Origin of the sequence: Parafannyhessea umbonata (genome assembly GCF_012844235.1) — a bacterium.
Classification (GTDB): domain Bacteria; phylum Actinomycetota; class Coriobacteriia; order Coriobacteriales; family Atopobiaceae; genus Parafannyhessea.
On the sequence record NZ_JABAGR010000002.1, the window covers coordinates 329,914 to 343,475 of the forward strand.

Annotated in this window: 14 protein-coding genes; all 14 read left to right on the forward strand. The window is 67.4% G+C overall.

Going from position 1 to position 13,562, the window contains the following annotated elements; genetic code table 11:
- Positions 1-2: 2 nt before the first annotated feature.
- Positions 3-1,058 (forward strand): glycosyltransferase family 2 protein, encoded by a 1,056-nt coding sequence (locus tag HF885_RS03300; protein WP_170103525.1) that lies wholly within the window; start codon positions 3-5, stop codon positions 1,056-1,058.
- Positions 1,059-1,268: 210 nt separating this feature from the next.
- Positions 1,269-1,841, forward strand: a complete 573-nt coding sequence (gene pyrR / locus HF885_RS03305) for a bifunctional pyr operon transcriptional regulator/uracil phosphoribosyltransferase PyrR (protein WP_170103526.1) — start codon at positions 1,269-1,271, stop codon at positions 1,839-1,841.
- Positions 1,842-2,780 (forward strand): aspartate carbamoyltransferase catalytic subunit, encoded by a 939-nt coding sequence (locus HF885_RS03310; protein WP_090845656.1) that lies wholly within the window; start codon positions 1,842-1,844, stop codon positions 2,778-2,780.
- A complete protein-coding gene (locus tag HF885_RS03315) occupies positions 2,764-4,059 on the forward strand; it encodes a dihydroorotase (protein WP_170103527.1) in 1,296 nt (431 codons plus the stop codon). Before HF885_RS03310 ends, HF885_RS03315 begins: the two co-directional genes overlap by 17 nt.
- A 64-nt stretch (positions 4,060-4,123) precedes the next feature.
- Positions 4,124-4,915, forward strand: coding sequence for a dihydroorotate dehydrogenase electron transfer subunit (locus tag HF885_RS03320; protein WP_328804320.1), 792 nt, complete (start codon positions 4,124-4,126; stop codon positions 4,913-4,915).
- Between the two features lie 11 nt (positions 4,916-4,926).
- Positions 4,927-5,835: a dihydroorotate dehydrogenase gene (locus HF885_RS03325; RefSeq protein ID WP_170103604.1), complete on the forward strand. Its 909-nt coding sequence runs from the start codon at positions 4,927-4,929 to the stop codon at positions 5,833-5,835.
- The gene (gene pyrF, locus HF885_RS03330) at positions 5,829-6,554 is read left to right on the forward strand and encodes an orotidine-5'-phosphate decarboxylase (protein WP_170103528.1); all 726 of its coding nucleotides are present in this window, start codon (positions 5,829-5,831) and stop codon (positions 6,552-6,554) included. The genes HF885_RS03325 and pyrF overlap by 7 nt, the downstream gene beginning before the upstream one ends.
- Before the next feature lie 181 nt (positions 6,555-6,735).
- Positions 6,736-7,044: an integration host factor, actinobacterial type gene (gene mihF / locus HF885_RS03335; RefSeq protein WP_090845650.1), complete on the forward strand. Its 309-nt coding sequence runs from the start codon at positions 6,736-6,738 to the stop codon at positions 7,042-7,044.
- Between the two features lie 3 nt (positions 7,045-7,047).
- Positions 7,048-7,623, forward strand: coding sequence for a guanylate kinase (gene gmk / locus HF885_RS03340; protein WP_090845648.1), 576 nt, complete (start codon positions 7,048-7,050; stop codon positions 7,621-7,623).
- Positions 7,624-7,917, forward strand: a complete 294-nt coding sequence (locus HF885_RS03345) for a DNA-directed RNA polymerase subunit omega (protein ID WP_090845647.1) — start codon at positions 7,624-7,626, stop codon at positions 7,915-7,917.
- A 3-nt stretch (positions 7,918-7,920) separates the two neighbouring features.
- Positions 7,921-9,207 (forward strand): tRNA uracil 4-sulfurtransferase ThiI, encoded by a 1,287-nt coding sequence (gene thiI / locus HF885_RS03350; RefSeq protein ID WP_090845645.1) that lies wholly within the window; start codon positions 7,921-7,923, stop codon positions 9,205-9,207.
- A 295-nt stretch (positions 9,208-9,502) separates the two neighbouring features.
- The gene (locus HF885_RS03355; RefSeq protein WP_170103529.1) at positions 9,503-10,123 is read left to right on the forward strand and encodes a helix-hairpin-helix domain-containing protein; all 621 of its coding nucleotides are present in this window, start codon (positions 9,503-9,505) and stop codon (positions 10,121-10,123) included.
- Complete coding sequence (locus HF885_RS03360; protein ID WP_170103530.1) at positions 10,116-12,476, forward strand: ComEC/Rec2 family competence protein; 2,361 nt, start codon at positions 10,116-10,118, stop codon at positions 12,474-12,476. Before HF885_RS03355 ends, HF885_RS03360 begins: the two co-directional genes overlap by 8 nt.
- Positions 12,477-12,520: 44 nt before the next feature.
- A complete protein-coding gene (gene holA, locus HF885_RS03365) occupies positions 12,521-13,483 on the forward strand; it encodes a DNA polymerase III subunit delta (RefSeq protein WP_170103531.1) in 963 nt (320 codons plus the stop codon).
- Positions 13,484-13,562: the final 79 nt, after the last annotated feature.

The window sequence follows — 13,562 nt, forward strand, 5'->3', positions numbered from 1 at the left end:
CCATGCCGCGCATGTCCATCGTGATTCCCGTGTACAACGCGGAGCGCTACCTTAGGGCGTGCCTCGCGTCCGTGCTGGGACAGACCATGCGCGACCTCGAGGTCATCTGCGTCGACGACGGCTCCACGGACGATTCGCCGCGCATCCTGGACGAGTGCGCGGCGCGCGACGAGCGCCTGCGCGTCATCCACCAGAGAAACGCCGGTGCCGGCGCCGCGCGCAACGCCGGCATGGACCGGACCACGGGGGACGTCCTTCTCTGCGTGGACGCGGACGACACGCTCGCGCCCGACGCGTGCGAGGTCGTTTCGGACTCCTTTGCGCGAACGGGTTGCGAGGTCATGTGCTTCGGCTTCACGTGCGTGCCGGCCGACCGCACGCCGGCGGCCATCGCAAACAGGCTCCGCCCGCGCGACGCGCTCATCGAGGGCTTCCATCCCGAGGTGCTCTTCACCGAGAACGTCAGGCCCTTCTCGTGGCGGTGCGCCCTATCGCGCGAGTTCTGCGAGCGCGTCGGTGCGCGCTACGACGAGGCGCTCACGCTCGGAGACGACCAGTACTTCCTGTTCTACGTGTACCCTCGAGCGCGGAGGATCCTGCTCTGCTCCAGGCAGCTGTACGCGTACCGCATGACCGACGCATCCATGATGCACGCCGCGTCCGCGAGCGGGGCGAGCCTCGCGAAGAAGCTCTCCAGGCACCGCGACGCCGTGGCGGCGATACTTTCGGACTGGAAGTCGAGCGGGTGGCAGGACGTCTGCGCGGGGCGCATGCTCGACTGGGACGTGGACCTCGTGCTCCTGGACGCAAGCGCGCTTCCCGAGGCGGAGCAGACGAAGTTCTGGAGCGACTACCTGGGCGTGCTCGCGGACTACTTTGGAGAAGAGCGGCTGCGCGGCGCCGGCGGCGCCACGGGCGCGGTGCTTCGCGACGTGAGGGGCCGCCTTTCGGGCTCTCGCGCGGGCGCCTGCGTGCGCAGGGGCACCGTCGCCGCGTTCTACCTGCGGCAGCGCGGGCTCGTCAACTGCGTGCGCCGCGTGGTGAGGTCGCGCTTCTAGGCGTGCCTTCCGTTCCTTCGGACGCGCGTTTCGTGTGCGGGAAAATTAGTCGTTGCGTTGGAAGAAATTCCGCGTATATTGAATGCAACCCTTTAAGCACGGTGCGAGACGCCGGCAAGGAACATATGCCCTGCGGGGCCATGAACGCCTTCCTGACGCCTGTGTACCGTGTACCAACGGGACATTGGCGTCTTTTTTGGAAGGAGTGCCATGGCTGAGAACAAGCCAAAGGCGGTCATCATGGATGGCCAGGCGATGGAGAGGGCCATCACCCGCATCGCCCACGAGATCGTCGAGCACAACGAGGGCTCCGACGACATCGCGCTCGTCGGCATCATCCGCCGCGGAGAAACGCTTGCGACGAGGCTTGCGGACGCGATCGAGGCCATAGAGGGAAATAGGCCGAAGGTCGGCTCCCTCGACATTAGCTTCTATCGCGACGACTTCATGCGCAACGTCGCCCCCGTGCTGCACGGCACCAACATCCCCTTCAACATCGACGGCGCGAACATCGTCCTGGTGGACGACGTGCTGTACACGGGCCGCACCGTGCGCGCCGCGCTGAACGCCCTCACGGACTACGGTCGCCCCAAGACGGTCCAGCTGGCGGTCATGGTGGACCGCGGCCACCGCGAGCTGCCCATCCGCGCCGACTACGTTGGCAAGAACGTACCGTCCTCGCACGAGGAGGACGTGCGCGTGTGCATAGAGCCTCTCGACGATCACAACTCCGTCGAGATCTGGGACATCAACGTCGAAAAGAAAGCTGGAGGTGCGAACTAGATGCTATCCGTCAAGAACCTCATCGACACGTACAGCCTGACCGCCGATGACATCACGCAGATCCTTGACACGGCGGCCGCGTTCGAGTCCGTCAACAATGGCCGCGTGATCAAGAAGGTGCCGGCGCTGCGCGGTCGCACGATCGTGAACCTGTTCCTGGAGCCGTCCACGCGCACGAAGAGCTCGTTCGAGCTGGCCGAGAAGCGCCTGTCCGCGGACTCGCTGTCCATGGGAGGCAGCACGTCCTCCGTCGTGAAGGGCGAGAGCCTGGCGGACACCATCCAGACCATCGACGCCATGAACGTCGACATGTTCATCTGCCGCGCGAGGCTCGCCGGCACCCCGCAGAAGATCACCGAGAACACCGACGCCGTGGTCATCAACGCGGGAGACGGCAAGCACCAGCACCCGACGCAGGCCATGCTCGACCTGTACACCATCCGCAAGCACTTCGGCCACCTCGACGGCCTGAAGGTCGCCATCGTGGGCGACCTCGCTCACAGCCGCGTGTGCGGCTCGCTCGCCCCCGCGCTCAAGACCATGGGTGCCGAGGTCACGCTCGTGGGGCCCCCGACGTTCCAGGTGGACGACCCCGACTGGTTCGGCTGCCCGCAGACGTGGAGCCTCGACGAGGTCATCGACTCCGTCGACGTCGTGTACATGCTCCGCGTCCAGCTGGAGCGCATGGAGGGCGCGACGATCCCGTCCCGTCGCGAGTACAACCGCCTGTACGGCCTCGACATGAAGCGCGTCAGCCGCATGAAGGACAACGCGATCATCTGCCACCCCGGCCCCATGAACCGCGGCATGGAGATCAACGCGGACGTCGCGGACTGCGCACGCTCCAGGATTCTTGACCAGGTCAACGCCGGTGTCCTCACCCGCATGGCCGAGATGTACCTGCTTCTGGGAGGAGAGAACAATGGCATTTCTGCTTAAGGGCGCACACGCCGTCGACCCGCAGATAGGACTCGACGAGGTAGTCGACGTCCTTCTCGACGGAAAGGAGATCGTCGAGGTGGGCCATGGCCTGGAGGCCCCCGAGGGTGCCGAGGTCATCGATGCCGCGGGCAAGTACCTGGTTCCCGGCCTCGTCGACATGCACGTGCACTTCCGCGACCCCGGCTTCGAGTACAAGGAGACCATCGAGACCGGCTCTCGCGCGGCGACGCACGGCGGCTTCACGGACGTGGCGACCATGCCGAACACCGACCCCGTGACCGACACGGGCACGGGCATCCGCTACCAGATCGACCGCGGCCGAGCGGCCGGGCTCTGCCACATCCGCCCGATCGGCGCGCTCACCCGCGGCGAGAAGGGCGAGGCCCTCGCGGAGATCGGCGACATGGTGCTCGAGGGCGCCTGCGCCTTCAGCGACGACGGCCACGGCGTGCAGGGCGCCGGCATGATGCGCACCTGCATGGGCTACGTGTCGCAGTTCGACCGCGTCGCGATCGCGCACTGCGAGGACGAGTCCCTCACGGCCCACGGCGTCATCAACGAGGGCAAGGCCTCCACGCGCCTTGGCATGTTCGGCTGGCCGGCGCTGGGCGAGGAGCTCGAGATCTACCGCGACATCGAGCTCTGCCGACTCACCGGCTGCCCGCTGCACATCGCGCACATCTCCACCGAGAAGGGCCTGGACCTGGTGAGGGCCGCGAAGGCCGAGGGGCTGCCCGTCACGTGCGAGGTCACCCCGCACCACCTGTTCCTGAACGAGGACGACATCGACAGCACCTACAACACCAACCTGAAGATGAACCCGCCGCTGCGCCTGAAGAGCGACATGCTCGCCCTGCGCAAGGGCATCGTCGACGGCTCGATCGACTGCCTCGTGACGGACCACGCGCCCCACGCCCAGCACGAGAAGGACTGCGAGTGGGAGATCGCGTTCTTCGGGACCATCGGCCTCGAGACCTCGCTTCCCCTCATGCTCACGAACATGGTCCGCACCAGAGAGATCAGCTGGAGCAGGCTCGTCGAGGTCATGGCCGTCAACCCGCGTCGCGTGCTCAGGCTCGCCGACGTGAAGATCGAGAAGGGCTCCAAGGCCGACCTCACGCTGATCGACCCCGAGAAGGAGATCACCGTGACCGAGGACTACTTCGAGAGCAAGTCCAAGAACTCCGCGTTTTTGGGCGACACGCTCATGGGCGTCGCCTCGGACGTCTTCGTCGACGGCAAGCGCACGCTCGCCAACGGCGTGGTGGCCCAGTAACGCACTATCATGGTGGCGCGGGCCGCTGGGCCTCGCGCCACCATTCTCTTGAAAGGAGGCCGCCGTGCAGCCAAGTGCCAAGGTGCACCTGTACGACTTCAGCGTGCGCTCGAACGAGGCCGTGGGCAGGGACGTCTTTCGCATGGTGATGGAGTCGCCGGAGCTCGCGGGCGAGCTCGCGCCCGGCCAGTTCATGAACATCGCCGTGCCGGGCGACGCGTCGCACATCGTGAGGATCCCGCTGTCGTTCGCTGGCGCGGACGCGGGCGCCGGGACGATAGAGCTCGTGTACGCGGCGGTCGGCGAGGGAACGCGCCGGCTTTCTCGGATGGGCGCGGGGTCCGGCTCGACCGTGGTGGGCCCGTGCGGCAACGGCTGGCGCGTGGCGCCGGGCGGCCGTGCGCTCGCCGTGGCCGGGGGCGTCGGCGCGCCCCCCGTCATTGCGGCGGCGCGGGCGCTCGTGGCGGCCGGGCGCGACGTGGACGTCATCCTCGGTGCGCAGACGAAGGACCGCCTCTGGGGCGAGAAGGACGCGCACGACCTCGGCGCGAGCGACGTCGTGGTCACGACCGACGACGGCTCGTACGGCCGGAGGGGCTTCACGACCCAGGCGATGGAAGACCTTCTCGCCCAGCGAGACTACGACCTCGTGGTGACGTGCGGCCCGTCAGTCATGATGGCCGGGGTGGCCCGGCTGGCCGAGGCCGCGCACGTGGCGTGCCAGGCGTCGCTCGAGCGGATGATGACCTGCGGCTTCGGCGCGTGCAGCACGTGCAACGTCGCCATGCGCGCCGGCGGCTACAAGTCGTGCTGCATGGACGGTCCGGTGTTCGACGCGGAGGAGGTGGCGTGGTGAGCAAGGTCTCCATGGCCGTCGACCTGGGCGGCATAAGGATGAAGAACCCCGTGAACACCGCGTCCGGCACATTTGGAAACGGCTGGCAGTTCGAGGGGTTCTACGACGTGGGAGAGCTCGGAGCCATCACGACGAAGGGATGCGCGGCCAAGGCGTGGGACGGGAACCCCGCGCCGAGGATGTGCGAGCTGCCCTCGGGCATCATGAACTCCGTGGGGCTCCAGAACCCCGGCGTTAGCGCCTTCGTTGCGAGCTACGGCGAGTACCTCGCGGGACTGGAGCGGCGCGGCTGCAGGGTCATCTGCCAGGTGGCCGGACACTCCGTAGAGGAGTACGTGCGGGCGCTGGAGCTCTTCGAGGAGCTGGCGCCGTTCGCGTCCGGCTTCGAGATCAACATATCGTGCCCGAACGTGAGCAAGGGCGGTGCGGCCATGGGCGCTACGCCCGCCGCCGCGGCTGAGGTCATGGCCGCGGTGAGGCCGGTCACGAAGCGGCCCATCGTGGTGAAGATGGCGCCGCACGACGTGGGCGAGATCGCGCGGGCCCTCGAGGCGGAGGGCGCGGACGCGCTCTCGCTCATCAACACGATCCCCGGGATGGCGATCGACGTGCGCACGCGCAAAAGCAAGCTCTCGCGCCCGACTGCGGGCGTATCCGGCCCGGCCATACACGCGATCGCCGTGCGCATGGTGTGGGAGGCGCACAAGGCCGTCGACATCCCGCTCTGCGGCATCGGCGGCGTCACGAGCGGCGAGGACGCGGCGGAGTTCATCCTGGCGGGCGCGACGGCGGTATCTGTGGGAACGGCGAACCTGGTGGATCCGACGGCCGCGCCCCGCGTCGAGCGCGAGCTGGAGGCCTGGGCGGAGTCCCAGGGCGTGAGTGACATCAACGAGCTGATTGGAGCCTTCGAATGCTAAGTGACGACGAGGCGCGCGAGTCCATCATCATCGCGCTCGACTGCGACCGCGACACCGCCATCGACCTTGCGACGCGCCTTCAGGGCAAGGCACGCTGGGTGAAGGTGGGCATGACGCTGTTCTACGCGGAGGGGCCCTCCATAGTGAGGGAGATGCGCGACCGCGGATTCAAGGTGTTTCTCGACCTTAAGCTGCACGACATCCCGTTCCAGGTGAGGGGCGCGGCGCGTTCCGCGTCGCTCACGGGGGCGGATCTGCTCTCCATCCACGGCATGGGCTCGTCCGAGATGGTGCGCCAGGCGCGCGCCGGCGTGGAGGACTCTGCGGAGCGGCGTGGCGGTGACAGGACGCGTCTGGTCGCGATATCGGTGCTGACGAGCATGGACCAGGACGCGCTTGCAGAGATCGGCATCGACGTGCCCGTGGAGCGCGAGGTGGAGCGCCTGGCCGGGATGTCCGTGGGCGCGGGCGCAGACGGCATCGTTTGCTCGCCGCGGGAGGCCGCGCAGATGCGCGAGCTTCTGGGGCCGAAGGCGCTCATCGTGACGCCGGGCGTGAGGCCTAAGGGCGCGGCCGTGGGCGACCAGAAGCGCATCGCCACGCCGGCGAGCGCCATCGGCGCGGGCGCATCGATGCTCGTGATCGGAAGGCCGATCACCCAGGCGGACGACCCCGTGGAGGCCTACGAGGCCGTCGTGAGCGAGCTTTGCGAGGCGTAACTACCGCCTTTACGTGGAGAAATAGGGCCCAATTGTGGTTTTAGGACCCTGCGCGAACCTATTTGGGAACAATACCCTTGTAAAATGGGCACCCAATTGGCAAACTATGTGCTTGCGATTGATGAGCTGCCCATTTGCGAACGGGCATGCATTGATGTGAAACCTACTGTTTGGAGGAACCATGGCACTACCTCAGCTTACGGACGAGCAGCGCAAGGCCGCACTTGAGAAGGCCGCACAGGCTCGCCACGAGCGCGCTGAGCTTCGCGACAAGATCAAGAAGGGCGAGATCTCCCTGGAGGATGTTCTCGACTCCGAGGATCCCATCGCGAGCCGCATGAAGGTCTCCGCCCTCATCGAGTCCCTTCCCGGCTATGGCAAGGCCAAGGCCTCCAAGATCATGGACGAGCTTGGCATCTCTGCCACGCGCCGCGTCAAGGGTCTGGGCGCCCGCCAGCGCGAGCAGCTCCTCGAGGTGCTCAACAAGTAAGCGATGAGGAAGCCTCGTTTATTCGTCATCTCCGGACCGTCAGGCGCAGGAAAGGGAACGCTCGTCTCCGCAGTGCGAGAAGAGCGTCCGGACCTGGGCCTGACGGTTTCTGCGACGACGCGTCCGCCTCGGCCCCATGACATTCCGGACGTCTCGTACCACTTCCTCTCGGAGGAGGAGTTTGACCGTCGCATCGAGAGAGGCGATTTCCTGGAGTGGGCCGACGTGCACGGGCACAAGTACGGTACCCTGCGCAGCGAGGTGGACGGCCTCATGGCCGCCGGCAAGTCCGTCATCCTCGAGATCGACGTCCAGGGCGCGTTCAACGTGAGGCGCATCTACCCGGACGCCGTGCTGGTGTTCATAGAGCCGCCGTCGCTGGAGGTCCTCGAACAGCGGCTGAGAGGGCGAGGCACCGAGGACGAGGCGTCTATCGAGCTTCGCCTTGCGAACGCCCGCCACGAGATGGACCTTGCGAAGGACTACGACGCGCGCGTGGTGAACGACGACCTCGCAACCGCCGTGAGGGACCTCGCGAACGTTCTTGAAAGCTACGAGATGGATGGAGGCAACTCCTAAATGGCAGTTACCAAGCCAGAGATCGACGATCTTCTCGCCAAGACCGAGCACAACCCCTTCCTGCTGTGCGCCCTTGCGAGCAAGCGCGCCTGCGACATCAACAACATGATCCGCGGGCAGCACCTGCGCGTGACCGCGATCCAGGACTTCGACGACATCACGACCGTGGTGAGCGGCGAGGACACGGTGTCCGTCGCGATGAACGAGATCGAGGACGGCACGCTGGGCTACGACAAGGACGAGTTCGACGAGGAAATCAAGGGTTCGAACGCACTCGTCGACCACAACCTGTAAGCCATGGCTGACAGGGTTTGCCTCGTCCACTACCACGAGATCGGCCTGAAGGGCAAGAACCGCTCCACGTTCGAGAACCAGCTGGTTACGAACTTGCACAGGGCCCTGAGGTCGTTCGACGTGGCGGACATAAAGAGAATATCCGGCCACATCCTGGTGACGGCCGCCGACGGCATGGCCACCGACGACATGGCACATGCGATATCGCGCGTGCCGGGAGTCGCGCGGGTGTCCGTTGCGTACGTGTGCCGCCAGGACCCAGAGGAGTACTGCGCGGCCGCGGTGAGGGCACTTGGCGAGGCGGGGGAGTTCGGCTCGTTCAAAGTGCACGCCAGGAGGTCGTCCACCAACTACGAGCTGCACACGCTGGACATCAACCGCCTCGTGGGAAGCGTCCTGTGCGAGAAGTTCCCCAACAAGAAGGTCGAGATGCACCACCCGGACGTCACGGTCATCGTGATGGTGGTGAACGCGAGCGTGTACGTGTACACGGACACCGGCGTCGGCGTGGGCGGCCTTCCCGTTGGGACGGCCGGCAAGGTCGTGACGCTGCTCTCCAGCGGCTTCGACTCTCCCGTCGCGACGTGGATGGTCGGTCGCCGTGGCGCCGTGTGCGTGCCCGTGCACTTCTCGGGCCGTCCGATGACGGCGGACACAAGCGAGTACCTGTGCCAGGACATCATCAACGCAATGGCGCCGTCCGGCATGGTCGGCCGCCTGTACGTGGTGCCGTTTGGCCAGAAGCAGCGCGAGATATCGCTCTGCGTGCCGCAGAGCCTGCGCATCATCACGTACCGCAGGGTGATGTTTGCCGTGGCGGAGCGCATCGCACGGATGGAGGGCGCGAAGGCGCTGGTGACGGGCGAGTCGCTGGGCCAGGTAGCCTCGCAGACGCTCGAGAACATCTCCGTCGTGAACGAGATGGTGAGCATGCCCGTGCTGCGGCCGCTCATTGGCTCTGACAAGCAGGAGATCATGCGCCGCGCGGAGGAGATCGGCACGTACGACATATCCGCGCAGGACGCGGCGGACTGCTGCACGCTGTTCATGCCGCGCCGCCCTGAGACGCACGCGAAGCCGGACATGGTGCACGAGGCGTGGGACTCCTTCGACCACGACGCCATGATCGAGGAGCTGGTGCAGAGCGTGGAGTACGTCGACTTCGACCAGTGCCCCTCGTACAAGCCGCCCCGTCAGCTGAGGGCCCGCCACCGCGAGCTTGCCCCGGCACGGTTCGAACGCCGCGGCGATAAGGACGCGACGGGCGAGAAGGGCGCGGCCACGGAGTAGGTGCGCGCTCGGCAAGCGGATCTTCTCGCACCTGCCTTTGGGCGACGTGCGCAGACAGGCGGAAGACATCTGCAATGCCGATTTGAGACGCAGGATGCATGTGCCACCCCCGGTCCCATGATGGGACTGGGGGTGGTTTGCTATGGCGCAAAGGGCAAGGGGGCCTGCGGGAGGGCTTTCTAAACGATACGGCCTGAGGGGGCGGAGGGGACCCGTCATTGCTGCGGCGCTGGCGGCGGCGTGCCTGGCAGTGGTAGGCGCTCTGCTGCTTCCCGGAAGGGGTGGTGGCTTTGAGGTGACGCGTGCGGAGGCAGGCGACGCGGTCACGCAGAAGAGGGCGAAGGGAGTACGGGACGCGCGCAAGGGCGAGGAGCGGGGACAAGACGAGGGAAGCTCCGTCCCGGCGGCAAAGACAGGGGAGACGAAGGTCGCGGCCGTGATCGTGCACGTAGACGGGGCAGTGGAGAACCCGGGCGTGTACAGGATATACACGTCGAGCCCGAGGGTGAACGACGCGGTGAGCGCGGCGGGTGGCCTTGAGGAGGACGCGGACACCACGAGGATCAACCTGGCAGCATCGCTTTCAGACGGACAGAAGGTGCACGTTCCGAGGCAGGGCGAGGAGGCGTCCGAGGACGTGGCGCAAGACGCCGTCGGCACGGAGGGCGCGGCCGCGGGGACGGCGGGAGGCGCCGCTGGAGCGACGGGGGACTCCGCGGGCTCCGGCACCGTGGACATCAACACCGCAGATGCGACGGAGCTGCAGCGCCTGCCAGGCGTGGGCGAGGCGACGGCTGCGGCCATCGTGGAGGACCGGACGAGGAACGGACCGTTCGCAAGCCCGGAGGACATCATGCGCGTATCGGGCATAGGCGAGAAGAAGTTCGAGCGGATGCGGGCGATGATACGTGTCTGACCACGAGTGGGTTCCAAACAGGCCGTGCGTGCCCTTCTCGCTCTACCTGCTGTGCGCGTGCGGCGCGGCGGCGCAGGTCGTGCTTGCGCTTCGGCTGCGCATGGGTCGCCCGTGGGCGGCGGTCGCGGCATGCGTGACCGCAATGGCGCTGGCGGCACGCGGCATGGGGAGCGCCTCGCGCGCGACGGCGGCGATAGCGCGCGTCGTGCTCGCGGCCGGGACGTGCGGCATCTGCGCCTGCCTTGCCTGTGCGCAGGTGGAAGTGGCGGAAGGAACCGCCCGCGCGTTGGAGCGGAGTGCCGTCTCGTCGTGCGAGCTGGAGGTGTGCGCGGACGCGTCGCTCGGCACGAAGGGATACCGCGCCCGCGCCCACGTGTGGCGCGGCGGAGCACGCCTGGGCGACGTGTGGGTGCGCAGCGAGGAGCGATACGACATGGGGACGCGAATCCGCGCGGTGGGGAGGTTCAGCAGGGGGACCGGCGAGTGGAGACTCATGTCGGAGCGGCAGGGCGTGTGCGGGACGGTTAACGTCGTGCACGCGCTGAAGGTGACGCCGGCATCCGGCCCTCGCGCCTGGGTGAACGAGAGGAGGCTGGTGGCGCTTGCGGCCATGGAGCCGGAGCGCTCCGCCGCGCGCGCGATACTGGCAGGCAGCGTGTGCGGCTCGAAGGACGCCATGGCGAGGGTGGGAATAGACAAGGTGTTCGCCGCATGCGGCGTCGCGCACCTCGTCGCGGTGTCCGGCGGCCACATCGCGATCGTGGGTGCGCTCGTGGAGCGGCTGCTGGGAGGTACCAGGCTCGGTCCCGTGCCGCGAACGCTCGTACTGCTGGCGACGACGGGGCTCTTCGTGCTGTTCTGCGGCGCGCCTGTCTCTGCGGTGCGCTCGTGGCTCATGTGCCTGGTCGCCTTTGGCTCGAGGCTCGCGGGACGTCGTGGGCACTCGCTCTCGGCCGTGTGCGCCGTCGCGCTGGGAATGGTGATGGTCGACCCCGCCGTCACGGGTCAGGTGGGCTTCGTGCTGTCCGTCGCCTCTGTCGTGGGGCTCTGCCTGCTCTCGCCTTACTTCGGCTACGTGCTGCGCCAGGTAGTGGCCCGCCCGCGACTTCCAGCACGGGTGCCGCGCCCCGTGAGGTGCGCCGTGGACCGTGGCGCGGACTTCGTGCGAGATACGCTGTCTGCGTGCCTCGTGGCGCAGTTCGCGACGGCGGCGATAACGTGCTCCATGTTCTCGCAGCTCTCGCTTGTGGCACCGCTCGCAAACCTCGCTCTTGCGCTGCCGTTCACGGTCATGGTGGGCGCCGGCATGACGGTCGCGTGCCTTGCCGGGACTCCGCTTGCGGCCGTGCCGCTCGTGCCGTGCGACGTTGCGGGGACGGCGGTGTCTTGGTTGCTTGGCTGGATGAGCCGGTTGCCGTACGCGTGCGTCGCCGTGAGCTGCGACATGGTGGTCGCCGGAATGATTACGGTTGGCGTGACGGCTGCGATCCTCGTGTGGTGGCCGACGGTGAGGCGGGGTCCCGTGCTCGCGGTGACGGGCTCCCTTGCCGCCGTGTCGCTCTGCCTGCTGCTGAGGTGGAGGTTCTTCTCGCCCGCGCGCGTCTGCGTGCTGGACGTGGGCCAGGGGGACGCGATCCTCGTGCAGCAGGGAGCTTACGCCGTGCTCGTGGACGCCGGTCCTGACCAGGCTGCGGCCGCGGAGCTCGCCCGGCTGCACGTGATGCACATCGACGCCGTCGTGGTGACCCACATGCACGACGACCACTTTGGGGGCGTGGGTGCCGTACTGGGCGAGGTGCCGTGCGACGCCGTGTTTGTGGCGAGGGGCGTTCGCGGCAACATTCCGGACGAGCTCAGGGAGGAGCTCGAGAGACGCGGGAAGGAGGACGTGCGCGAGGTGGGCGTGGGCGACGAGCTTGAGGTTGGCGACTTCAGGCTGTGCGTGGTATGGCCGGAGGAGCCGGTGGACGGAAGCGAGAACGCGGACTCCATCGAGCTTGCGCTGACGTACGACGACGGGCCCAGAACCATGTCGGGGCTGCTCACGGGCGATGCCGAGAAGGACGAGACCGCAGGCGCGCTCTCGGCGGGCAGGGTGGGAGACGTCGACTTCCTGAAGGTGGGGCACCACGGATCGAAGGTCTCCGTCACGCCGGACGAGGCGCGCGAGCTTGCCCCGGAGGTCTCCGTCGCGAGCGCCGGCGCCCACAACCGCTACGGCCACCCGTCGCCGGAGTGCCGGTACGTGCTGGAGCGGGCCGGCTCGCGCTTCCTGTGCACGATGGACGTTGGGACGGTGACGCTGGAGCCGGGCGAGAGGGGCGTGCGCGTCTTTACGGAAAGGTCCCCGTGAGCGCGGTCGGGTGTAGTATGGATGTCCTGACGAAGGGAGGAAGCATGGCGAAGGCGGCGCTCTTGCCCGCATACCTCATAGTGGGCTCGGACGAACTCAAGAGCCGACAGGCCGTGACCAGGCTGAAGGGAAGGCTCGAGCCCGGGCTTGCCGCGTTCAACCTGGACGAGCACGTGGCGGGGCCGGACCTTGTGCCCGGAGACGTCGTGGCCTCGCTCAACACCATCCCCATGGGGACGGGCTTCAGGCTCGTGCTCATAACGAAGGCCGAGAAGCTTCCGAAGCCCGTATCGGAGGCGATCATCGCCTACCTCAAGGACCCGAACCCCGGCTGCACGCTCTGCCTCGTGGCGACGACGCTCGCGAAGTCGACGCGCCTGTACAAGGCCGTGAAGGCGGTCGGCGAGCATTCGATAATCGACTGCGCACCGAAGAAGCGCTGGCAGCTGGCGCCGACGGTCGTGCGCATGGCCGCGCACTACGGCATGCAGACGGACGAGGCGGCCGCGGCGGAGCTCGTGAGCCGCGTGGGCGAGTCGACCACGATGATCGACGCGCAGCTGAGGTCCCTTGCGGCGCTCTGTCGCGAAAGCGGGCGCATCACCGTCACAGATGTGGAGCGAAACGTCGCGCGGACGGCCGAGGTGAAGCCGTGGGACTTCCTGGACGCGGTGTGCGCACGCGACGCCGCAAAGGCGCTCGGCCTGTACCACCTGATGCAGAACCCGTCTCAGATTGCGCTCACGTCGCTTCTGTGCGGGCGCATACGCGAGCTGGTGTGCGCGAGGTCGCTTGCGGCCAGGGGAGAGGGCGGGCTCCTCGCATCCGAGCTCGGCAAGCAGCAGTGGCAGGTGAAGAACCACCTTTCGTGGGCACGACGCTTCGCGGACGGCGAGCTCGAGGGCTCGCTCGAGCGCTGCGCGAGGTGCGAGCGCGCGCTCAAGGGTGGCGATGACCCGGAGACAACGTTCGTCTTGCTCGTCCTCTACGTGTGCGGACGGGCATAGCTTACCGACACGGTTTGTTTCTGCCAAGCAGGGCTGGCGGGACATGGCGCCACGGCACCTGCGTGGGATGACCTCCCGC